A 20,179-nucleotide genomic window follows, 5' to 3' on the forward strand; every position below is an offset into this window, starting at 1 on the left:
ATTTAAATGAATCATATATTGTGAATTATGGTGGTCAACACTATATATGAGTCTCGCCATATTGGAATTTAAATTGGTCATTCAGATCCGACTAAACCGGAACACCGACAATATGAGTCTCGCCATATTGGAATTTAAATTCTTATCCGAAGAAAAAAGGATATGAAATAGGAAACATATGAGTCTCGCCATATTGGAATTTAAATGTGTCAAATCGGTAACTTTCAAGCCGTCGCCATCAAATATGAGTCTCGCCATATTGGAATTTAAATATTATCCGGGGCAGTTGGCAAAACAGCGGGTGCAAAATATGAGTCTCGCCATATTGGAATTTAAATGGTGGAGCGCCTATGTTAGCACTAGAGAGCTATGATATGAGTCTCGCTATATTGGAATTTAAATGATTCTTATTAATCGGTCAATCCGCTCATTGCTTTGATATGAGTCTCGCCATATTGGAATTTAAATTCGGATTACTCAGACAAGGCCCCAACCTGGGTGGAATATGAGTCTCGCCATATTGGAATTTAAATGAGCCACCATTGATGGAAACATCACGATCAATTTAGATATGAGTCTCGCCATATTGGAATTTAAATTCGGGAAAGTAATTGAAATGGCCACCACTGTTGCATATGAGTCTCGCCATATTGGAATTTAAATCTTTTCGCATCAGTCCCCATAGCGGTCGCCATATCTATATGAGTCTCGCCATATTGGAATTTAAATTTGCTTTTTTCCCGTCCACCTCCGCCACGAATAAATATATGAGTCTCGCCATATTGGAATTTAAATTAATTTACCGAGGCACTGAGAATCCTTTTGGTAATATATGAGTCTCGCCATATTGGAATTTAAATGGGTAAGATCGGCGGACAAGTATTAATTGTTTTACCATATGAGTCTCGCCATATTGGAATTTAAATTGCTTTTAAGGCCAACGATAGACCGAAAAACCCACATATGAGTCTCGCCATATTGGAATTTAAATGTGGGGATTAGCCGCTTATAAATCAGACACTGCACAGATATGAGTCTCGCCATATTGGAATTTAAATCGGGTTTTGCGGATTTCATGCCGGGATAACTTAAAAATATGAGTCTCGCCATATTGGAATTTAAATTCATTCGAGGCAATATAAACGCTGTCCGTTTCTGAATATGAGTCTCGCCATAAAAGGCGATCCGATCAATCCCGTTTTGCGGGATTACTATCAGAAGAAGTGCCAGAACAAGAAGAAAAAGGTGGCTCTTGTTGCTGTTGTGAATAAGCTGCTTCATTACATCTTTGCGGTTCTCCGTGATCAAAAACCATACGAATTCAGGTGCCCCGAAGATCATCAGATCTTGCGAAACAGCAATCGTTCCGGTCTCACTTTGGTCGCATAACCCTGTAAATTTTGATTAGCTGATTTTGGGCCATTGTTCGGATTTTTTGATGGCTTGTTTGCCATGCCATTTTTTTTCATCTATATTTTTTCAAAAAAATCAAATTTACTATTGACTTTTATTAGTTGGTCTATTACAGCTCCAGTAGCCATGCATACTTAACTTATAGGCGGTTCAGTCAGTGTTTTTTAGTCGCGCCCCCCGCGGGGCGTGTGGATTGAAACCTGAGAAGTTTGATCGTGAAGTTATCGCACGAAAACCATATCGGCATAGGTATCTAAATTGACCACCACGGTTTGATCGTGAAGTTATCGCACGTAAACCCGTCCCCTCATACTCCCGTTAATAACTGCTGCTTGATTAATTCTAAACAAAGAAGGAGAACCATGAAAATTAAATTTACCCACACCAACATTATTGCCAAAGACTGGAAGAAATTGTCCCTGTTTTATCAGGAAGTTTTTGGATGTGTCCCGGTACCTCCGGAGCGGGATATGCAAGGGGACTGGATCGATCGGATGACGGGGATCAGGGGCGCCCATATACGGGGTGAACATCTCTGTTTACCAGGCTATGAAGACAAACTGCCAACCCTGGAAATTTTTTCCTATAATGATTGGGTTGAGGGCGGATTACCACAGATTAACCGGACCGGTTTTGGGCATATCGCTTTTGAGGTGGACGACGTGGCGGCGGTGCTCGAAAAATTACGGGCTGCCGGTGGTGGTCAGGTTGGCGAGCAGATTGTCGCCGACTATCCCAATAATGTGGTAGCAACCATCGTATACGCCACCGATCCCGAAGGAAACATCGTTGAACTGCAGAACTGGAGTACCCGATAGCCGATTAGGCTTTGTAATCTATGATGATTTTATATTCTGCAGGAGCCGATTCCAACTTCTTGATGATCAAGCCAAGCTTCAAAAAATTGGCTTTTATACTATTTTGTTTGATAAAAGCAAAGAACGTCTGAGCGTTTCTGCATTGTGAGTGATTTAAGGGCGAAGGGGAGGGTAAGTAACTAGTTACCTACTAAGATTATCCCCAAGAATATGAAAGGCAGGTTAAATTTGTGAAAACTGAAAGCAAGAGAACCTTAAAGTACTTCTTAAAAGATGATATTCGTCAGGAAACCGATTTTCGCAGAACCGATCAGAACATCGGGGTGCCGGTGCCACCGATTGAAAAACCAGCGCCACCGGACGCAAAGAAAATTCCCTTGCTTGAACCAGAAGCTTTTGGGATCGGGGAAGTTCCCTTAAAATCTGCCATTTTACACCGGGAATCACGTCGGAAATTTACACACCAGGCCTTGTCCATAGAAGAGTTGTCTTTTTTGCTCTGGTCCACCCAGGGGGTTCGTGAGTGGCGTCAGAAAAATGCCCTGAGAACCGTTCCTTCGGCAGGAAATCGTCATGCGCTGGAAACCTATCTGGTGGTGTTCAATGTCGATGACCTGGAACCGGGGATCTATCGCTATCTGCCGTCGCAGCACCAATTGGTGCTGGAAGCAACGCCGGAGCAACTGAAAGAACGGATGATTGATGCGGCCCTCAATCAGCAATTTGCCGGATCGGGTGCGGTCACTTTTATCTGGACAACCATTCCCTATCGGATGGAATGGCGCTATGCCGAGGCCTCGTACAAGGTGATTGCCTTGGATGCCGGACACGTCTGTCAAAACCTTTATCTGGCCTGTGAAGCTATCGGCGCGGGAACCTGTGCCATCGCTGCCTACAATCAGCAAAGTGCGGACCAGTTATTAAATGTTGATGGTGATGAGGAGTTTGTCGTTTATATGGCTCCAGTTGGCAAAATTTGATCAGGGAGTGACAATCGAGGATTTGTTTATTGAATCCTAAGCAGATGCAAACTTCTGGTCAGTCAAAATGTTCCCACGACTCAGGGAGTGATGACATCCCCATAAACAGCCGCGGCCGCGGTGCAGAAGTCATCGGGTCGTAATTGAATCTGCAGCCCGATTTTCCCGCCGCTGATGTAGATTGTGTCCAGTTCTTTGGCGGTGTCGTTGATGACGGTTTTAAACTTTTTTTTCATGCCAATGGCGGTGCAGCCACCCCGGACATAGCCGGTGATCGCAGTCAGATCTCTTAGATGAATCATCGCCACCGCCTTTTCGCCAACTGCTTTGGCGGCTTTCTTCATATCCAGCTCCTTATCGATGGGGATCACAAAAACAAAATAATTTTTGCTTTTTCCTTCAGTCACCAGGGTCTTATAGACTCGTTCATAAGGTAGCTTCAGCAGATCGGCGGTCTGCAACCCGTCCACAAATTCGTTGCATTCATAACTTTGGTGGATATAGTCAATTTTTAATTTATCCAAAATGCGCATGGCATTGGTTTTCACTTCTTTTTGTTTAGCCATTGGTGGTAGTTTCTCCTTTGATAATGTTGGTTTGCAATATGGTTATTTTATCAGAAAATAGATCGTTTAGGCTTCTTTTTTTACGGCGGTTAAGGATGAATGATTGGTGCGGTTTGGGGTAGATAGCAATTGTAACAACGCGTAAACAAATGGAGGGGGTATCATGGGAAGAAGTGGCGGTTCAGGGGGGCGCAGCAGTGGCGGCTCCAGTGGCGGCAGCCGTAGCAGTGGTGGTCGCAGCGGCGGCTTTGGAAGCAGCCACCGAAGTGGCGGCAGTGGCGGATTTGGCAGCTTTGGCAGTAGTTCCGGGGGTGGTTTTTTTGGCAGTGGTCCCAGAATGAATTCCAGAGGCAGCAACTATGGAAGTAGTGGTGGTCCGATGGGCTGCGGCTGCGGAGCGTTCCTGATCATTCTGGTGATCGTTTTGATTTTCTTGTTGATTATTGGTGTTTTTGTGGCATCCGTTTTTACGGGCTCATCTGAAATCACTAAATCAACTGTGGCTCGGCAGCCATTGCCGGCCGGTTCAGTCAACGAAACCGAATACTATAGCGACGAACTGGGATGGATTAATAACCAGACAAAAATGGAGGAAGGGCTAAAATACTTTTATCAGGAAACTGGGGTGCAACCGCATGTGGTGATCATTGATAACGTCAATGGTTCTCATAACCCTTCCGAAAGTGAATTGGACAGTTATGCAAATGCCCTTTATGATGAGTTGTTTTCCGATGAGGCTCATCTGCTCTTTGTTTTTTATGAATATAATGATTTCTATATGGATCGTTATGTGGCTGGGACTCAGGCAAAAACGGTCATTGATACGGAAGCCGCTGATATTCTGCTGGATTATATTGACCGCAATTATTATGACAGCAATCTCACTGATGAAGAATTTTTCAGCAATTCCTTCCGGGATGCAGCCGAGCGGATCATGACCGTTACCAAGTCACCATGGATCTCGGCCATGACTACCATTGGCATTGTCTTTGGGGTGGCGATAATAGCCATTCTATTATTCGTTTGGTGGCGGCATGCGAAAAATCAGAAAAATCTGGAGGCAAAGCAGACAGCAGAAATGCTAAATACCCCGTTGGAAAAGTTTGACGATGTGGAAATCGAAGACCTGGCGAAAAAATATCAGGATAATCCGCCCGATCAGCAAGATGAGCACAAAGAGTCATGAGTAAAAAAAGGAGGAAAGCGATGGCAATTTTAGAACGATTCAGTGATATAATCCGAGCCAACATCAACGAACTACTGGATAAGATGGAAGATCCGGCCATAATGATCGACCAGTATTTAATTGATCTGTTGGAAGATCTGGCCGAAGTGAAGCGCAGTACCGCAGAAATCATGGGCGAAGAAACCCGAACTAAACGCTTGCTAGACAGCAACAAGGCTGAGGTGGAAAAATATGCCGACCTGGCCAAAAAAGCCCTGGTGGCTGGGAATGAAGGGGATGCCCGAATTTTTATTAAGAAAAGACAGGAGCTGGAAAATCACGACTCTGAACTGATGAATGTGTATGCCGCTGCCCATGAAAATGCCATGAAAATGCGGCAGATGCATGATAAGCTGGCAGCGGATATCCAAACCCTACAGGCACGACGAACCATGATCAAGTCCAAGGTTTCGATTGCCAAAACCCAGGAAATAATCAATGAAGCCAGCAGTTCAGCCAATCAAACTGAGGATGCCATGGACGCTTTTACCCGAATGGAAGCAAAGGCCGATCGGATGCTGGATGAAGCCAATGCCATGGCCGAACTGAACATTGAGCCGGTTGACCCCGCAGAAGCTCTGGAAGAAAAATATGGTGAAAGCGGAAATACTTCTGTCGATGCGGAATTGGCTAAACTTAAAAAAGAGTTGGGGTTGCAGTAAATAATACAAAATCCAGACAAAAATGACCATTATTTTCGTCTGGATTCAGATATTCAGATATTATGAAAGTTAAATTTCTTTTATTGGTGTCAATTGTTTTTGGCCGGCTTTTGTTTTGATGACCGGTTTTCTAAAAAGCAGATAGAGAAGGACAACAATCATCATTATCGCAGCGACAGTGCCGATGCCAAATCCACCGCCGGTAAAGAATATGCCCAGTTGATAAATTATTAGAGCGATAGTATAGGCAAAAGCAGTCTGATAACCCACGGCAATCAATGTCCATTTAGTGCTGCCCATTTCCCTGTGAATCGCACCGATGGCGGCAAAGCAGGGAGCACAGAGCAGGTTAAAGACCAGAAACGAGAAAGCCGCCATCTGGGTAAAGGCCATTTGGATCTGGGGCCAGAGTTCGGCACCATCTTCGGCCACTTCGGCAAAACCAAAGAGTACCCCAAAGGTACTAACCACGGTTTCTTTGGCAATGAGACCGGTAATGGTGGCAACGGTTGCTTCCCAGGTGCCAAAACCCAGGGGAATAAAGACTGGTGCAACAATCATACCGAGGGAAGCCAGGATGGAATCGCTGGTTTCTACCATTTCCAGAGCAAAATTAAAGGTCGATAAGAACCAGATAGTGATGCTGGCCACAAAGATAACAGTACCAGCTTTTTTAATAAAGGACTTTCCCCGTTCCCACATGTGGATCAGAACCCCTTTGGCACCGGGCACATGATAGGTGGGAAGTTCCATGATAAAGGGGGCTGGATCTCCCGAAAATCCCTGAGTTTTTTTGAGAATGATGCCTGAGACAATAATAGCCGCGACTCCGATAAAGTAGGCCGAAGGAGCAATCCAAACTGATCCTGGGAATAAGGCACCGGCAATCAGGGCAATGATCGGCAGTTTAGCCGAACAGGGGATAAACGAGGTGGTCATAATTGTCATTTTTCGATCACGTTCGTTCTCAATGGTTCGGGAGGCCATGATACCAGGAACACTGCAGCCGGTTCCAATCAATAACGGAATAAAGGACTTGCCAGAAAGTCCGAATTTTCTAAAAATACGATCCATGATAAAAGCAACTCGAGCCATGTAACCGCAGTCTTCCAGTATGGCAAGAAAAAAGAAGAGCACAAACATCTGAGGGACAAAACCCAAAACCGCGCCAACTCCGCCAATGATCCCATCAAGAATCATAGAGTTGAGCCAATCGGCGGTGCCAATGGATAAAAGAAAACCTTCAACTCCAGGGGTAATGATTTCACCGAAAAGCACATCATTAGTCCAGTCGGTAACCCAGGCACCAACCGTAGAGACGGAAACAAAATACATTAGAAACATAATCCCGGCAAAAATTGGGAGGGCCAGTAATCGATTCGTGACAACCCGGTCAATCTTATCCGAGGTTGACATGCCAGTGTTTGCTTTTTTCTTGACCGTATCAGAAACAATTCGGCTGATCGCTTGATAGCGTTCATAGGTAACGATACTTTCGCTGTCATCATCCATGGCTTTTTCGCAGGCTTCAGTGAGAGCAGTGATCTTTTGCAGAGCAGATTCACTGAGGTTGAGTTGTTCAAGAACTTTTTCATCCCGTTCAAAAAGTTTGATTGCATAATAGTCGGTATTTTCCATGGGTTTGTATTCTTGAATAATGGATTTAATCTGTCTGAGGGTTTCTGAAACTTCGGTCGAAAACAACTGGAGTGGTTTTGGCTTTAGTTTTGTTTTTGCCAGGTCAATAGCTTTTTGGGCAACTTCAGTACATCCTTCACTTTTGACAGCCGATGTTTCCAGAACCTCACATCCCAGTCGCTTCGAGAGGGCTTTAATATTGATGATGTCACCCTTTTTTCGGATAATATCGGTCATATTTAGGGCAAGAATCATTGGGATACCCATTTCAAGCAATTGGGTGGTCAGGTATAAATTTCTTTCGATATTGCTACTGTCAACAATATTGATGATAACGTCAGGCTTTTCTGTCAACAGATAGTTTCTGGAAATAACTTCTTCCAGCGTATAAGGGGACAGGGAGTAGATGCCAGGTAAATCGATGATTTCCACATCATTGTGATTTTTCAATTTTCCAGCTTTTTTTTCCACGGTTACACCGGGCCAGTTTCCCACATACTGGGAACTCCCGGTGAGCGCATTGAACATGGTTGTTTTACCGCAGTTGGGATTTCCAACTAATGCTATTTTTAAGTTCATACAGGTACTCCTTTTAATTGATAGATTAGTCTAACATGGTAAGTAAAAAATTTGACAGCAGACGCTGTCGGTGAGTTAAGAAATAATTTGAGTTTAAGTAAAGATAATGTGTCGCTAGTGACGATCGGGAATGTAAATTATTTACATGTTTGTAAATAGGCGGCTTTAGCCGATAATAGGTTACCAGCACAAAATTGGAATGTTATTTTTGTACCAGGCTAAAAAACTTCTATTAATTCCGCGTCTAGCTTGCGAATGCTCAGCTCATATCCCAGAACTGTTATTTCAATGGGATCACCTAATGGTGCAACCTTGCGCACAGAAACGCGGATGCCTTTAGTAATTCCCATATCCATAATCCGACGTTTGATAGGGCCATTGCCGTGAAGTTTGACAACCCTTGCAGATTCACCACATTTTAATGATCTCAGTGTTTTCATGTTGACCTCCTTAAATTATAATGCGGTTTGCCATGCTCTTGTCGATGGCAATTCGCGTATCTTTGATATTCAAAATAATGTTGCCGGCAAGTTCTGATACAATTGTAACATCAGCCCCTTCAACAAAGCCGAGGCTTGCCAAAAATTGATGAGTAGTATCTTTACCGGTGATTTTTTTAATGCAATTCTTTTCTCCGGGTGTCGCCATTGATAATAACATGATTACCCTCCTATTTGGTTAGAATCATCTAACAACTGATTTTTTAAAAAAGAGTTAGAAGATACTAACTCAATAAATGAATTCTAACATTTTCTGTTTTATTTGTCAATAGTCTAATAAAACAGAAATAACACTCAAATGAAACGAAACTGATATCATGGGGGTATTTTGATTAAATTCTGCGGATATATCATAAAAAATATTAAGTATTCCCCAGCAATCAAAGGGAAATGGTTAGTTATAATTAATTTCTTTTATGGTATAATTAAAGCAATTTTGTACAGTTCACACTGAATTATCTGTACGATAACGGAAAGGCTATGAGCATGATCGAAATATTAAAAACAATGACACCGGAAAATATTCTAACAGCGGGGTTTGGACTAGAACGCGAAGCACTCCGGATTACTCAGCAGGGAAAACTGGCAATGACACCACATCCCCTGATTTTTGGCGATAAACTTGAGAACCCATATATCACAACTGATTTTTCTGAAAGTCAGGTTGAGTTGGTTACCCCGGTATTTAGTTCAGTTGATGAAACCTATGACTTTCTCGAAACGTTAACCGATATTGTGATTGGTGAGATTGGTGAAAATAATGAATTGCTGTGGCCTTACTCCATGCCCTGTGATGTGCCGGATGATGATCAGATTCCGATTGCGTCTTACCAGGGTGAAGAAGGTGAAAAAGCAAAGAAATACCGAGAAATACTGATGGTTAAGTATGGTGGAAAGCGACAGCTCATTTCAGGGATTCATTATAATTTTTCTTTTAGTGAGGAACTTCTGACTACGATCTGGAAGGCATTGGACTCACAGGAGACTTATCAGGAGTTCAAAGATCGTATTTATTTGAAGGTATTACGCAATTTTTTGCGTTACAGATGGCTGATAATCTATTTAATGGGTTGTACCCCAGGTTTGCATAATTCTTATATTGAAGAGTGTCTCCAATGTATGGGTGATTGTGGCAATGATACCTATCTGAGTTCCGGGGGAATATCGGCACGTAATGGTAATTGCAGCGGTTATAAAAATAAAATCGATTTGTATCCGGATTATCGTTCCATCCCGGATTATATCAGGAGCATCAATGAGTTTGTGGAACGCGGTGACATTTCTGAAGCCAAAGAACTGTATGCGCAGATTCGCTTAAAACCAAGCGATTATCGTAATGTTCTGGAATCTCTGGAAAAGGATGGCGTTCAATATCTGGAAATACGTACGATTGATATCAACGTTTTTGATAAATGCGGAATAGCAAAAATCGATCTGGAGTTTATGAATATCTTTATGCTCTTTTTATTATTAGAAGGGGAAGAATTTTTCGATACCTGGCAGCAGGAAGCGCTCATTAATGAGGTAATGGTTGCTGAAAAGGGGCTTGAACCGGATTTGGAATTGCTGGATCACCGACACTGGACGCTTAAAACAGCCTGGGCTGAGGATATTTTGGATAAGGTTGCTGAAGTTAATGAATACCTGGGTTTAAAACAGGAGCATTGCATCAAAGAAATGCAGAACCGGGTCAGAAATCCGGATACTACCTATGCCCATCGATTAAAATTATTAATGCAGGAAAAAGGCTGTCTTGATGCCAATCTGGAAATGGCGAAAGTTTATAAAAAGCAGTCAGATGCGGATCACTATCGTCTCAAAGGTTTTGAAAATTGGGAAATGTCCACTCAGGTTTTAATCAAAGAAGCTCTGACCCGGGGGATTAAAGTGATACCCATGGATGCGACTGACAATATTGTGAGACTGGAAAAAAACGGCCGCCGGGAATATGTCAAACAGGCGACAAAGACGAGTATGGATACTTATATAACACCTTTGTTAATGGAGAATAAGGTGGTTACAAAAAAAATACTTCAAGAAAACGGGTTGCCAGTTCCTGATGGGATAGAGTATTTTTCTTTGCAGGAGGCAAAACAAAAAATAAACAAGTATGTTGGTGAAAAAGTTGTGATCAAGCCCAAGTCCACCAATTTCGGTTTGGGTATATCTATTTTTGATCAGGGAGGAACCTTAGATGAACTTTTAGAAGGTGCCCGGATTGCCTTTGAACATGACGATACCATCTTAATCGAAGAATATTTGCCTGGGTTGGAGTATCGCTTCCTGACCATGGGAGATGAGGTAGTGGCAGTGTTGCACCGTCGCCCGGCCAATGTGGTTGGCGATGGGATTTCCACCATCCAAAAACTCATTGACGAAAAAAACAAACATCCTTATCGGGGCGATGGACATACCAGTCCGCTTAAAAAAATTGAACTGGACGATCAGTCTCTGATGTTTCTCAAAAAACAGGCTTTGTCTAATCAGTCGATCCCCAAGAAAGGGGAAATGATATTTCTCCGGGGAAATTCCAATATCAGTACCGGCGGGGACAGTATTGACTTCACTGAAAAAATGCACCCCTATTTTTCTGAAATTGCTTTAAAGGCCGCTAAGGCTTTTAATGCTAAATTTTGCGGGATTGATATTATCTTAGAAGATTACAATAGTCCCGAATCAAACTATGGAATTATCGAGCTAAATTTCAATCCGATGATTGTTATGCATGCCTATCCTTTTGATGGACAGGAACGTAGACTGGGTTATAACATCCTGAAAACTATCGGTCTGGCGGACTGATAAAATTTCTGCTCAAAAATTGATCAAAAATCGCGCCGGGAAACCTAAAATAGCTATAAATTTTTGCGCTTGTCATTAACTTTACTTTAATCGATTGAATAAAAGGTAAAATTTGGGTATAATGATAGTGGTTATAAATAAATAAAATTTAGGAGGCGTACGAAATGTTTGGTTACATGGGGAAAATTTTACGTGTCAATTTGACGACCAATGAAGTGACAACTGAAGATCTGGATTTTGAGTTGGCAAAAAAATATATTGGTGGTCGTGGTTTAGGAACAAAGCTGTTTATGGATGAGGTTGATCCACAGGTTGATCCTTTTGCGGCAGAAAATAAGATTATTTTTATCAATGGTCCGCTGTCTGGTACGGCGACTCCTACTGGTGGCCGATATATGGTCGTTACCAAATCACCGCTGACAGGCTGTATTGCTTCTTCAAACTCTGGTGGAGACTGGGGAGCCTACTTGAAATATGCTGGCTATGACGCCATTATTGTTGAAGGTAAGGCGAGTCTTCCTGTTTATATCAATATTGATGAAGAAAAGGTTGAAATTTTACCGGCTCTTGATCTTTGGGGAAAATATACTTCGGAAGTAAGTGATGTGCTTTTAGAAAAACATGCGGGAGCCAAGGTACTAACTATTGGACCAGCAGGTGAGAAACTGTCTCAAATGGCTGCCATTATGAATGAAAAAGATCGGGCAGCTGGTCGTTCTGGTGTTGGTGCGGTCATGGGCGCAAAAAACTTAAAAGCCATTACCGTTAAAGGGAATTTAAGACCAGAAATTGCTAATCCGGATGGATTAAAGGCAGTTACCAAAGAATGTCGTACCTTATTAAAAGAAAACGGTGTTACTGGTGGTGGTTTGCCAACTTATGGAACAGCTGTATTAGTTAATATTATCAATGAACATGGTGTTTACCCAACGAAAAACTTCCAGACGGGCCAAGATCCGGATGCAGAAGCAGTTAGTGGCGAAACCATGACAGAAAAATATCTGATCAAACGTAATCCTTGTCACCACTGCCCAATTGGCTGTGGCCGATGGGTCAAAAGTGAGCATAGCCCCGATGGAATCGGCGGACCTGAATATGAAACGCTTTGGGTATTTGCCGGGGATCTGGGAATAGATGATATGGAAGTAGTTATTAATGCCAACTACTGGTGTAATGAACTGGGCTTAGATACTATCTCTGCTGGCGCTACCTTAGCTGCTGCCATGGAATTATATCAACGTGGTTATATCACTGACGAAATGTTGGATGATGATGTGATCTTGAAATTCGGCAATGCTGAATCTGTTGTTCACTGGCTCAAAAAAATGGGTAACCGCGAAGGTTTTGGAGATTTACTGGCCCGCGGTTCTTACCGATTGGCTGATTTCTTTGGTGTGCCAGAATATTCTATGTCGGTTAAAAAACAGGATTTACCAGCCTATGATCCTCGTGGAATCCAGGGAATGGGTCTTCAATATGCAACCTCCAACCGTGGCGGATGTCATGTTCGTGGCTACCTGATTTCGCCAGAAATCCTTGGCTTACCAGAAAAATTGGATCGTTTTGAATTAGCAGGAAAACCAACCTGGGCAAAAATCTTCCAGGATTTGACGGCTGTGATCGACTCCACTGGTTTATGTTTATTTACTTCATTTGCCCTCGGCGCAAAAGAATATGCGGATATGTTAAATGAAACATTAGGAACCGATTGGACAGCAGATGATGTATTGTTAGCTGGAGAACGAATCTGGAATCTGGAAAAACTCTTCAATTTAGAAGCTGGTATTTCATCAGAAGAAGATACTTTGCCACCGCGTTTTCTGGAAGAAGAAATGCCTGATGGACCGACAAAAGGCTGGGTTCATAAACTGGGCGAATTACTTCCACTTTATTACAAAGAACGTGGATGGGATGAAGATGGTATTCCTACGGAAGAACGTCTTGAAAAATTAGGTTTATTATAAAATAAATTTAAGGGACGATCTTGGATCGTCCCTTTCGTTTTAGGAGGAAATATGGCAATCAAGATAAAATTATTTGCAACTTTTCGTGAAGGCCGGGGAAAGATTGTCGAAATGGATTATACTCCAGGAATGACAGGACAGGATGTCATCGACAAACTCGGTATTACCGCTCCAGAAATTGCAGCACTTATTGTAGATGGGGTTGACGGGAAGGTCGATGCCATGCTTGTCGTACCCATCAATGAAGATGGGTACATGGCTATTTTTCCTCCTGTTGCAGGGGGTTGATTTTAAGCTGTTCATAAAAAAACAATCCCTGAGTCAGAAATGATTATCGGGGACTGTTTTACTGTTGAAAAAAATTATCCAAAAATAACAACAAAACCGGTTGGTTAGTCCGGCTTTGTTGCCTAAAAGAAAGTGTCCTGATTTATGTATTTCGGTTACAAATAAATAAAATTCAGGGACGTTCAGGGAAAAAAAGACCACTCCGGTTGGAATGGCCTTTTTTTTCTGCACTTAAAAAATGCAAAATGACAAAATAAAAATCTTGTCAAGCCCCTTTTCCACAATGGGAGACATAATCGTTTCCGATCATACCCTACGGGTTTAAGGTCATAGTAAAATACCTTAGAAAACTTAAACTTCGGAGTGTTTATATTATACACGATTATAGTTGAGAACGCAATATAAATATAGGTTTTCATTATACTATTATTCAATAATAAGAAAAGTGATAGTCATAAAGTAGCTGTATAATAGCTTAAGAGATTAACAATATAACTTGACAGAATTTCGCAATTAGATTATTTTAGAATCATACTAATATGAAAGGCAGTTCATGTGAGTGCTGTTTGATTTTAGTCAAAATTAAAATGAACTGAAGTGGAGAAAATGAAAACAATTGAGATATACGATCCGGAAATATGCAATAGTGGCAATGGCTGTGGTTCAGGAGCAGATCGCGAAGTATTAAGGATTAAAACGATGCTTCGGGCGTTAACAAGCGAAGGTAAAAAAGTGCTGCGATATGGTTTGATTGAGAACTCGGAAGTATTTGCCAGGAATAAGGAAGTCAGTGAGATTGTCTCAAAAAATGGGAAGAGTGCTCTGCCAATTACAGTAGTGGATGGCGAAATCAAGCGCAAAGGTTCTTATCCATCAAATCTTGATTTAGCGAATTGGTCGGGGATGACCCAAGATGAGCTGGTGATGATGCTAATGAAAGCAAAAATGACCAATCGCAGTTTTTGCGGGGGTGATTGCTGTTAATTTGAGCGATCGGGGGGCGTGACAAACGTCCATTTTTGTTTGAAATTTACTAAAAAAGCCGATTAAATGATCATTTAATCGGCTTTACGAATGCTTATTTATGGCGTTTGGTCAGTTCCTGGAATAACGATTCCAGATCCACATTCTGGTTGTTGAGTAACACCAGCAAGTGGTAGATAAGATCCGAAGCTTCGTAGATCAGCTCAGCGGGATCATTGTTCTTAGCGGCAATAATTGTTTCAGCCGCTTCTTCGCCAATTTTTTTACAGATTTTATCTACGCCTTTTTCAAACAGGTAGTTGGTATAAGAACCGGCAAGAGGGTTTGTTTTACGGTCGGCAATGAGGTCATAAAGCATCGTTAATATTTCCATATTACCGAGGTTGGCATCTTGATCAATGGCTAAGCTGCGGTAGAAACAGGAAGTATTTCCGGTATGACAGGCTGGTCCGTTTGGATTTACCTGGAGCAGGAGCGTATCGCCGTCGCAATCGTAGTTGATTTTAACCACTGCCTGAGTGTTGCCGGAAGTTTCGCCCTTTACCCACAGAGCCTGTCGGCTGCGGCTGTAAAAGGTGGCTTTTTTAGTATCGAGAGTTAATTTCAACGCTTCCTCATTCATCCAGGCCATCATCAGTACCTGACGGGTTTCATAATCCTGAACGATGGCAGGAACCAATCCCGCTTCGTTATATTTTATTTTTTCTAAATCCATGTTTTTGCCTTTCTATACCCGTCTGACAGGTATTTGCTGATCGTGTAGAAAATTTTTTAAATCAACAATGGGAATTTCTTTATAGTGAAATACGGATGCTGCCAGAGCGGCATCGGCGCCTACTTTTAATACTTCGGCAAAGTCTTCCATTTTTCCGGCCCCGCCAGAGGCAATAATAGGAATGGTAAGAAGACTGGAAAGTTTCTGGTTAAGTTCCAGATCATAGCCTTTTTTAACCCCATCGGTATCGATGGAGTTGATACAGATTTCTCCGGCACCCAGATCCTGACCCTGTTTGGCCCATTCAATCGCATCGATGCCGGTGTTTTCCCGGCCACCTTTTACATAGACATCCCAGGAACCCTTATTATTGCGTTTGGCATCGATGGATAAAACCACACATTGGGCGCCAAAACGAAGGGCGGCTTCGCGGATCAGCTGAGGGTTTTTAACGGCTGATGAATTAACCGAAACCTTATCGGCGCCAGCCATCAGCACTTTACGAAAATCTTCGACTTTGCTGATACCGCCACCAATGGTAAAGGGGATGCGGATAGCTTCAGCCACTTTTTCAACAATATGAATAAAAATATCGCGATCTTCATAGCTGGCGGTGATATCGTAGAAAACCAGTTCGTCGGCGCCCTGGTCGGAGTAGTACCGCCCCAGTTCGACCGGATCGGCGACATCCTGAATATTCTGAAATTTTTTACCTTTTACCACCCGGCCATGATCCACGTCCAGGCAGGGGATGATCCGTTTGGTCAGCATGATTTGAGCTCCTCTTGCAACAGTTTTTCCAGATCGATGGCTCCTTCATATAGGGCTTTTCCGGTAATGGCGCCGTAAAGGCCCATTTCCTGAAGTCGGATCAGGTCTGCTGATTTAGCGATGCCGCCAGAAGCGATGATATCAATTTTCAAATTATCATTGAGCACCTTGAGCATCTCAAAATTAGGACCAGTCATCATGCCGTCTTTTGATATGTCGGTGTAAACCAGCGTCGACAGACCCAGTTTTTCCAGGTTGCTGGCCAGTTCAAGAGCTTCAATATTGCTGCTTTCGACCCAGCCTTCGGTGCAGACTAAACCGTTTTTAGCATCAATGGAAACGCAGACTTTTTCATCATAGAGATCCAGGAGTTTAACAATAAAGTCGAAATCTTTAACGGCCTGGGTACCAATGATGATCCGGGCAACGCCACTGTCGATATAGTCCTTAGCAATTTCCAGCGTTCTAATACCACCGCCAAGTTCCACCGGAATATCCAGAGCGGCAACAATGTCTTTTACCAGTTCCAGATTTTTCGGTTGGCCGTCAAAGGCACCATCCAGATCCACCAGATGCAGATACTGGGCGCCCTTGGACTGCCATTTCAGGGCGACATCCACCGGGTTGTCAAAATAAATGGTCTCAGCATCTTTCTGCCCTTGCATCAGGCGGACGCATTTGCCGTTTTTTAAATCGATGGCCGGAAATACAATCATGATATCATCTCCTTAAAGTTCGTTAGTAGTTGGAAGCCCACGTTGGAGCTTTTCTCCGGATGAAACTGCATGCCAATGACGTTGTCCTTCTTGACAATTGCGGGTACCTTGACACTGTATTCAGCATAAGCCACGACATCATCAAAGTTCTCCGGATTGGCATAGTAGGAATGGACAAAGTAGACATAGTCTTCGGGGCCAATGTTTTTGACCAACGGGCTGCCTTGGTTGATCACCAGATTGTTCCAACCCATATGGGGAATTTTTATCCCGGGAGCGTCGAATTTGACGATTTCTCCGGGGATATAGGAGAGTCCGGAAAATTCACCGTCCTCATAGCTTTTATCAAAAAGCAGCTGCATGCCGAGGCAGATGCCCATCAAGATCTTGCCCTTTTTGACATTGTCATTAAGGGCATCAATGAGATCAAATTTCCTCAGGTTGTCCATGGCGTCAGAGAAAGCTCCAACCCCTGGTAGAATGATGGCGTCAGCTGCATCAAGTACCTTTTTATCGCGGGTGATGGTGCCGGAAAGACCGACATCACCCAGAGCTGTATAGACATTTTTTAAATTTCCGACATCGTAGTCGACAATTGCGATCAATGGTTGTCCTCCTGTTATTCTATTATTCCTTTAGTGGATGGAATTTCGGTGTTGCCAGCTTCGATCGAGCAGGCATCTTTTAACGTTCGCCCCAGCGATTTGAAAATTCCTTCCACAATATGGTGGTTGTTCTTGCCGTAGAGGGAAGTCACATGGAGGGTTATTTTGCTGTTGCTGGTAAAGGCTAGGAAGAATTCCTCCAGCATTTCAGTTTCAAAGTCGCCAATAAATTCCCGGGTCAGTGGGACATCGAAAACAAGGTAACTGCGGCCGCTGATGTCCACACAGGTGCGGCATAGGGCCTCATCCATGGGGGTGAAGGCAAAGGCATAGCGATTGATGCCGGCCTTGTCACCCAACGCATCATAAAAGGCTTTGCCTAGCAGAATACCAATGTCTTCAATGGCATGGTGGTTGTCAGCTTCGTCACCATGGGCATCGATGGTCAGATCAAATTTGCCATGTTTAGTAAAGAGCGTCAGCATATGATCAAAAAACCCAACGCCGGTGTTGATCTTGGCCAGACCGGATCCATCAATATTGAGTGAAAGTGAAATTTCGGTCTCGGTTGTGGACCGGCTTAATGTGCTTTTACGCTTCATTGTACACGACCTCCTTGATAATATCCAGAATCTTTTGGTTTTCCTGGGGTTTGCCCATGGAAAAACGAATACTGCCGGGAGTGGCGTCGGTTTCAACAAAGCGTTTGATCAGAATATTCCGTTTCAAGAGCGCTTCATAGATGGCCTCAGCCCGGTCGGTTTCAAAATATATAAAATTGGCGCCGGATGGATAAAGGGTCAGGCCGGGAAAAGTTTCCAGCACACGCATTGTTTTTTGTCGCTCTGCCCTTAAAATTTCCAGATTGCGCAGGATCGCATCGCGATTTTTTAAGGCGATGACGGCCAATTTCTGGGTTAAAACATTGAGGTTGTAGGGCCCTTTAACCTTGTAAAGAATATCAATAATTTCTTTATTACCCAAAGCATAGCCACAGCGGATGCCAGCCAGACCGAAGGCTTTGGACAAGGTTCGCAGCACCAGCAAGCGGGGGTATTTTTCGAGCAGATCAACACTAGATTCACCGAAGAACTCGATATAGGCTTCGTCCAGGATCACCAGCGAAGGGACAGAATCCAACATTTTGATTATATCCGCGCGACTAAAAATGTAACCGGTAGGATTGTTGGGGTTACAGATATAAAGCAGTTTCGCCTGATTCTCGCAGGCGGCCGTAATCATACCCTCTACATCAGGAATGTGTCCCGGCAGATCGGGTACCATAATATGTCTGGCATTGGCAATGGTGGCCCAGATATCATACATCGAAAAGGAGGGCGAATGGGAGACCACCACGTCACCAGGATCCACAAAGGCCTGGTTGATCATCGCAATCAGCTCGTCAGAGCCGGAGCCGCAGATAATGCCTTCGCCCGGGACACCGGTGTAGTCGGTGATGGCTTCAATCAGTTCCGGAAAACAGGCCTCCGGGTAGCGGTTTAAATCAGTGTTACAGATGTCGTCGCTAAACTTTCGTTTGAGCTGCATGGGAAAGTCATAGGGACTTTCATTGGCATTGACGATGATTTCAAACTGCGGGGCGTCGACCTTGTAGGCAATTAATTGCTGGATATTTTTTCTTATTAGTGATTCCATTAGTCTTCAAACCGCCTTTCAACTGCTTTGGCATGGGCATCCAATCCTTCGGAACGGGCAAAGGCGGCAATCTTTGGATAGACTGACTGTAATGCGGCCTGATCATAGGATAGAATGCTGGATTTTTTCAGATAGTCATAGACTCCCAGAGGTGAGGAGAATTTGGCTGTGCCGGAAGTCGGCAGGGTGTGGTTGGGTCCGGCAAAATAATCACCCAGAGGTTCTGGGGTGTAAGCACCCATAAAGATGGCGCCGGCATTTTTTATCTTTTCCAGCGAATTCATGGGGTCTTTGATGAGCAGCTCCAGATGTTCGGGAGCAATCTGGTTGGACAGCTCAAAGGCTTCGTCGAGATCCTTGACAATAAACACAAAGCCATAATCATCGACTGATTTTTTGGCGATTTCTTTGCGGTTAAGGTCTTCACTGATCTGGCGGTAGACTTCTTCAATGACTTGTTCTCCCAGTTCGGCTGAGGTGGTCACCAGAATCGGCATCGCCAGTTCGTCGTGCTCGGCCTGAGACAGCAGGTCGGCGGCCGCATAAACCGGGTTGGCATTTTCATCGGCAATGATCAGCACCTCGCTGGGTCCGGCAATCATGTCAATATCGACCTTACCAAATACTTCTTTTTTAGCAGTGGCCACATAAATATTACCGGGTCCGACAATTTTATTAACTGGTTTGATGGTTTCAGTGCCGTAGGCCAGAGCGGCAATCGCTTGTGCGCCGCCGAGTTTATAAATTTCGTGGACACCGGCAATTTTGGCCGCCGCCAGGATCGTGGGGTTAATTTTCCCATCTCGACCCGGCGGGGTCACCATCACCAGGGATTTTACCCCGGCCACTAGTGCCGGTATGGCATCCATCAGGACGGTCGAGGGGTAGGTGGCTTTACCGCCGGGGACGTAGAGTCCCACCCGTTCAATCGGGGTGATATGTTGGCCTAGGATGACCCCGGGTTTAGGCGTGTAGGTCCAGGTTGTTTCCAGCTGTTTTTCGTGAAAATCGCGAATGTTCTGGGCGGCCTCCCGGATGATATCCAGAAGTTCATCGGGAACCGTGTCAAAAGCTTCATCAATCTCTGCTTCGGTCACCTGCAAGTGAGTGAGGACACAGTGATCAAGCGCCTGAGTATAATATAAAAGAGCGGCGTTGCCTTCTTTTTTTACCCCTTTGATAATTTCCAGAACGGCGTTGCGAATATCCTCCCGCTCATCTTCGTTGCGCTTCAATATGGTATCAAGGTCTATGCCTTGTTTAAAGATGATAGTTTTCATTTTATTCCTCTCTTTAGTAA

19 protein-coding genes, 1 pseudogene, 1 CRISPR repeat array and 1 riboswitch (1 of these 22 cut by a window edge) are annotated in these 20,179 nt (G+C 43.6%); of the genes and pseudogenes, 9 read left to right on the plus strand and 11 right to left on the minus strand.

Going from position 1 to position 20,179, the window contains the following annotated elements; translation table 11 throughout:
- A CRISPR array of direct repeats spans window positions 1-1,189; the repeat unit is 30 nt; unit sequence ATATGAGTCTCGCCATATTGGAATTTAAAT (it extends 7,441 nt beyond the left edge of the window).
- Window positions 1,190-1,191: 2 nt separating this feature from the next.
- The 3 genes and pseudogenes from ACEW8F_RS14995 to ACEW8F_RS15005 all read left to right on the plus strand — a co-directional run.
- Window positions 1,192-1,389 (plus strand): annotated as a pseudogene (locus ACEW8F_RS14995) (IS110 family transposase); the annotation flags it as partial.
- A 386-nt stretch (window positions 1,390-1,775) separates the two neighbouring features.
- Window positions 1,776-2,231 carry a VOC family protein gene (locus ACEW8F_RS15000; protein WP_373484272.1) on the plus strand — a complete coding sequence of 152 codons (456 nt, stop codon included), beginning with the start codon at window positions 1,776-1,778 and terminating at the stop codon, window positions 2,229-2,231.
- Between the two features lie 230 nt (window positions 2,232-2,461).
- A complete protein-coding gene (locus ACEW8F_RS15005; RefSeq protein WP_373484273.1) occupies window positions 2,462-3,211 on the plus strand; it encodes a SagB/ThcOx family dehydrogenase in 750 nt (249 codons plus the stop codon).
- An 80-nt stretch (window positions 3,212-3,291) separates the two neighbouring features.
- On the opposite strand, the gene ybaK is transcribed toward ACEW8F_RS15005, so the two are convergent.
- A complete protein-coding gene (gene ybaK / locus ACEW8F_RS15010; protein ID WP_373484274.1) occupies window positions 3,292-3,777 on the minus strand; it encodes a Cys-tRNA(Pro) deacylase in 486 nt (161 codons plus the stop codon).
- Window positions 3,778-3,940: 163 nt separating this feature from the next.
- On the opposite strand from ybaK, the gene ACEW8F_RS15015 reads away from it, so the two are divergent.
- Both ACEW8F_RS15015 and ACEW8F_RS15020 read left to right on the plus strand, forming a co-directional pair.
- On the plus strand, window positions 3,941-4,963 hold the full coding sequence (locus ACEW8F_RS15015) for a hypothetical protein (protein WP_373484275.1): 1,023 nt from the start codon (window positions 3,941-3,943) through the stop codon (window positions 4,961-4,963).
- A gap of 20 nt (window positions 4,964-4,983) precedes the next feature.
- Window positions 4,984-5,664: a PspA/IM30 family protein gene (locus tag ACEW8F_RS15020; protein WP_373484276.1), complete on the plus strand. Its 681-nt coding sequence runs from the start codon at window positions 4,984-4,986 to the stop codon at window positions 5,662-5,664.
- 69 nt (window positions 5,665-5,733) lie between these two features.
- Here ACEW8F_RS15020 and feoB read toward each other — a convergent pair whose 3' ends face one another.
- The 3 genes from feoB to ACEW8F_RS15035 all read right to left on the minus strand — a co-directional run bounded on the left by feoB (window position 5,734) and on the right by ACEW8F_RS15035 (window position 8,541).
- Window positions 5,734-7,881 (minus strand): ferrous iron transport protein B, encoded by a 2,148-nt coding sequence (gene feoB / locus ACEW8F_RS15025; RefSeq protein ID WP_373484277.1) that lies wholly within the window; start codon window positions 7,879-7,881, stop codon window positions 5,734-5,736.
- A 218-nt stretch (window positions 7,882-8,099) separates the two neighbouring features.
- A complete protein-coding gene (locus ACEW8F_RS15030) occupies window positions 8,100-8,321 on the minus strand; it encodes a ferrous iron transport protein A (protein ID WP_373484278.1) in 222 nt (73 codons plus the stop codon).
- 10 nt (window positions 8,322-8,331) lie between these two features.
- Window positions 8,332-8,541 (minus strand): ferrous iron transport protein A, encoded by a 210-nt coding sequence (locus ACEW8F_RS15035; protein ID WP_373484279.1) that lies wholly within the window; start codon window positions 8,539-8,541, stop codon window positions 8,332-8,334.
- A gap of 326 nt (window positions 8,542-8,867) precedes the next feature.
- Here ACEW8F_RS15035 and gshAB point away from each other — a divergent pair, with 326 nt between their 5' ends.
- The 4 genes from gshAB to ACEW8F_RS15055 all read left to right on the plus strand — a co-directional run bounded on the left by gshAB (window position 8,868) and on the right by ACEW8F_RS15055 (window position 14,416).
- Complete coding sequence (gshAB, locus tag ACEW8F_RS15040; protein WP_373484280.1) at window positions 8,868-11,180, plus strand: bifunctional glutamate--cysteine ligase GshA/glutathione synthetase GshB; 2,313 nt, start codon at window positions 8,868-8,870, stop codon at window positions 11,178-11,180.
- A 164-nt stretch (window positions 11,181-11,344) separates the two neighbouring features.
- The gene (locus ACEW8F_RS15045) at window positions 11,345-13,144 is read left to right on the plus strand and encodes an aldehyde ferredoxin oxidoreductase family protein (RefSeq protein ID WP_373484281.1); all 1,800 of its coding nucleotides are present in this window, start codon (window positions 11,345-11,347) and stop codon (window positions 13,142-13,144) included.
- Window positions 13,145-13,195: 51 nt separating this feature from the next.
- Window positions 13,196-13,432 carry a MoaD/ThiS family protein gene (locus tag ACEW8F_RS15050; protein WP_373484282.1) on the plus strand — a complete coding sequence of 79 codons (237 nt, stop codon included), beginning with the start codon at window positions 13,196-13,198 and terminating at the stop codon, window positions 13,430-13,432.
- Window positions 13,433-13,687: 255 nt separating this feature from the next.
- Window positions 13,688-13,807: riboswitch (molybdenum cofactor riboswitch) on the minus strand.
- Between the two features lie 231 nt (window positions 13,808-14,038).
- A complete protein-coding gene (locus tag ACEW8F_RS15055) occupies window positions 14,039-14,416 on the plus strand; it encodes an arsenic metallochaperone ArsD family protein (protein ID WP_373484283.1) in 378 nt (125 codons plus the stop codon).
- Between the two features lie 94 nt (window positions 14,417-14,510).
- On the opposite strand, the gene hisIE is transcribed toward ACEW8F_RS15055, so the two are convergent.
- From hisIE to hisD, 7 genes are read right to left on the minus strand one after another with little or no spacing between them, the layout of a single operon-like run.
- Complete coding sequence (hisIE, locus tag ACEW8F_RS15060) at window positions 14,511-15,131, minus strand: bifunctional phosphoribosyl-AMP cyclohydrolase/phosphoribosyl-ATP diphosphatase HisIE (RefSeq protein ID WP_373484284.1); 621 nt, start codon at window positions 15,129-15,131, stop codon at window positions 14,511-14,513.
- A 12-nt stretch (window positions 15,132-15,143) separates the two neighbouring features.
- Window positions 15,144-15,902, minus strand: coding sequence for an imidazole glycerol phosphate synthase subunit HisF (gene hisF, locus ACEW8F_RS15065; RefSeq protein WP_373484285.1), 759 nt, complete (start codon window positions 15,900-15,902; stop codon window positions 15,144-15,146).
- The gene (gene hisA / locus ACEW8F_RS15070) at window positions 15,896-16,618 is read right to left on the minus strand and encodes a 1-(5-phosphoribosyl)-5-[(5-phosphoribosylamino)methylideneamino]imidazole-4-carboxamide isomerase (protein WP_373484286.1); all 723 of its coding nucleotides are present in this window, start codon (window positions 16,616-16,618) and stop codon (window positions 15,896-15,898) included. The genes hisF and hisA overlap by 7 nt, the downstream gene beginning before the upstream one ends.
- Window positions 16,615-17,223: an imidazole glycerol phosphate synthase subunit HisH gene (gene hisH, locus ACEW8F_RS15075; RefSeq protein ID WP_373484287.1), complete on the minus strand. Its 609-nt coding sequence runs from the start codon at window positions 17,221-17,223 to the stop codon at window positions 16,615-16,617. Before hisH ends, hisA begins: the two co-directional genes overlap by 4 nt.
- Window positions 17,224-17,237: 14 nt before the next feature.
- The gene (gene hisB / locus ACEW8F_RS15080) at window positions 17,238-17,825 is read right to left on the minus strand and encodes an imidazoleglycerol-phosphate dehydratase HisB (protein WP_373484288.1); all 588 of its coding nucleotides are present in this window, start codon (window positions 17,823-17,825) and stop codon (window positions 17,238-17,240) included.
- Complete coding sequence (gene hisC, locus ACEW8F_RS15085; RefSeq protein WP_373484289.1) at window positions 17,815-18,879, minus strand: histidinol-phosphate transaminase; 1,065 nt, start codon at window positions 18,877-18,879, stop codon at window positions 17,815-17,817. Before hisC ends, hisB begins: the two co-directional genes overlap by 11 nt.
- Window positions 18,879-20,159 (minus strand): histidinol dehydrogenase, encoded by a 1,281-nt coding sequence (gene hisD / locus ACEW8F_RS15090; protein WP_373484290.1) that lies wholly within the window; start codon window positions 20,157-20,159, stop codon window positions 18,879-18,881. The genes hisC and hisD overlap by 1 nt, the downstream gene beginning before the upstream one ends.
- Between the last annotated feature and the right edge of the window lie 20 nt (window positions 20,160-20,179).

Origin of the sequence: Acetobacterium sp. (assembly GCF_041752335.1) — a bacterium.
Taxonomy (GTDB): domain Bacteria; phylum Bacillota; class Clostridia; order Eubacteriales; family Eubacteriaceae; genus Acetobacterium.

What these genes read in the sequence shown, in the direction of transcription:
- hisB (WP_373484288.1), bottom strand. Translation starts at nt 17,825, where the DNA reads ATGAAGCGTAAAAGCACATTAAGCCGGTCCACAACCGAGACCGAAATT.
- ACEW8F_RS15000 (WP_373484272.1), top strand. Translation starts at nt 1,776, where the DNA reads ATGAAAATTAAATTTACCCACACCAACATTATTGCCAAAGACTGGAAG.
- ACEW8F_RS15045 (WP_373484281.1), top strand. Translation starts at nt 11,345, where the DNA reads ATGTTTGGTTACATGGGGAAAATTTTACGTGTCAATTTGACGACCAAT.
- gshAB (WP_373484280.1), top strand. Translation starts at nt 8,868, where the DNA reads ATGATCGAAATATTAAAAACAATGACACCGGAAAATATTCTAACAGCG.
- hisF (WP_373484285.1), bottom strand. Translation starts at nt 15,902, where the DNA reads ATGCTGACCAAACGGATCATCCCCTGCCTGGACGTGGATCATGGCCGG.
- ACEW8F_RS15035 (WP_373484279.1), bottom strand. Translation starts at nt 8,541, where the DNA reads ATGTTATTATCAATGGCGACACCCGGAGAAAAGAATTGCATTAAAAAA.
- hisA (WP_373484286.1), bottom strand. Translation starts at nt 16,618, where the DNA reads ATGATTGTATTTCCGGCCATCGATTTAAAAAACGGCAAATGCGTCCGC.
- ACEW8F_RS15020 (WP_373484276.1), top strand. Translation starts at nt 4,984, where the DNA reads ATGGCAATTTTAGAACGATTCAGTGATATAATCCGAGCCAACATCAAC.
- feoB (WP_373484277.1), bottom strand. Translation starts at nt 7,881, where the DNA reads ATGAACTTAAAAATAGCATTAGTTGGAAATCCCAACTGCGGTAAAACA.
- ACEW8F_RS15050 (WP_373484282.1), top strand. Translation starts at nt 13,196, where the DNA reads ATGGCAATCAAGATAAAATTATTTGCAACTTTTCGTGAAGGCCGGGGA.
- ACEW8F_RS15055 (WP_373484283.1), top strand. Translation starts at nt 14,039, where the DNA reads ATGAAAACAATTGAGATATACGATCCGGAAATATGCAATAGTGGCAAT.
- ACEW8F_RS15015 (WP_373484275.1), top strand. Translation starts at nt 3,941, where the DNA reads ATGGGAAGAAGTGGCGGTTCAGGGGGGCGCAGCAGTGGCGGCTCCAGT.
- ybaK (WP_373484274.1), bottom strand. Translation starts at nt 3,777, where the DNA reads ATGGCTAAACAAAAAGAAGTGAAAACCAATGCCATGCGCATTTTGGAT.
- hisD (WP_373484290.1), bottom strand. Translation starts at nt 20,159, where the DNA reads ATGAAAACTATCATCTTTAAACAAGGCATAGACCTTGATACCATATTG.
- hisIE (WP_373484284.1), bottom strand. Translation starts at nt 15,131, where the DNA reads ATGGATTTAGAAAAAATAAAATATAACGAAGCGGGATTGGTTCCTGCC.
- hisC (WP_373484289.1), bottom strand. Translation starts at nt 18,879, where the DNA reads ATGGAATCACTAATAAGAAAAAATATCCAGCAATTAATTGCCTACAAG.
- ACEW8F_RS15030 (WP_373484278.1), bottom strand. Translation starts at nt 8,321, where the DNA reads ATGAAAACACTGAGATCATTAAAATGTGGTGAATCTGCAAGGGTTGTC.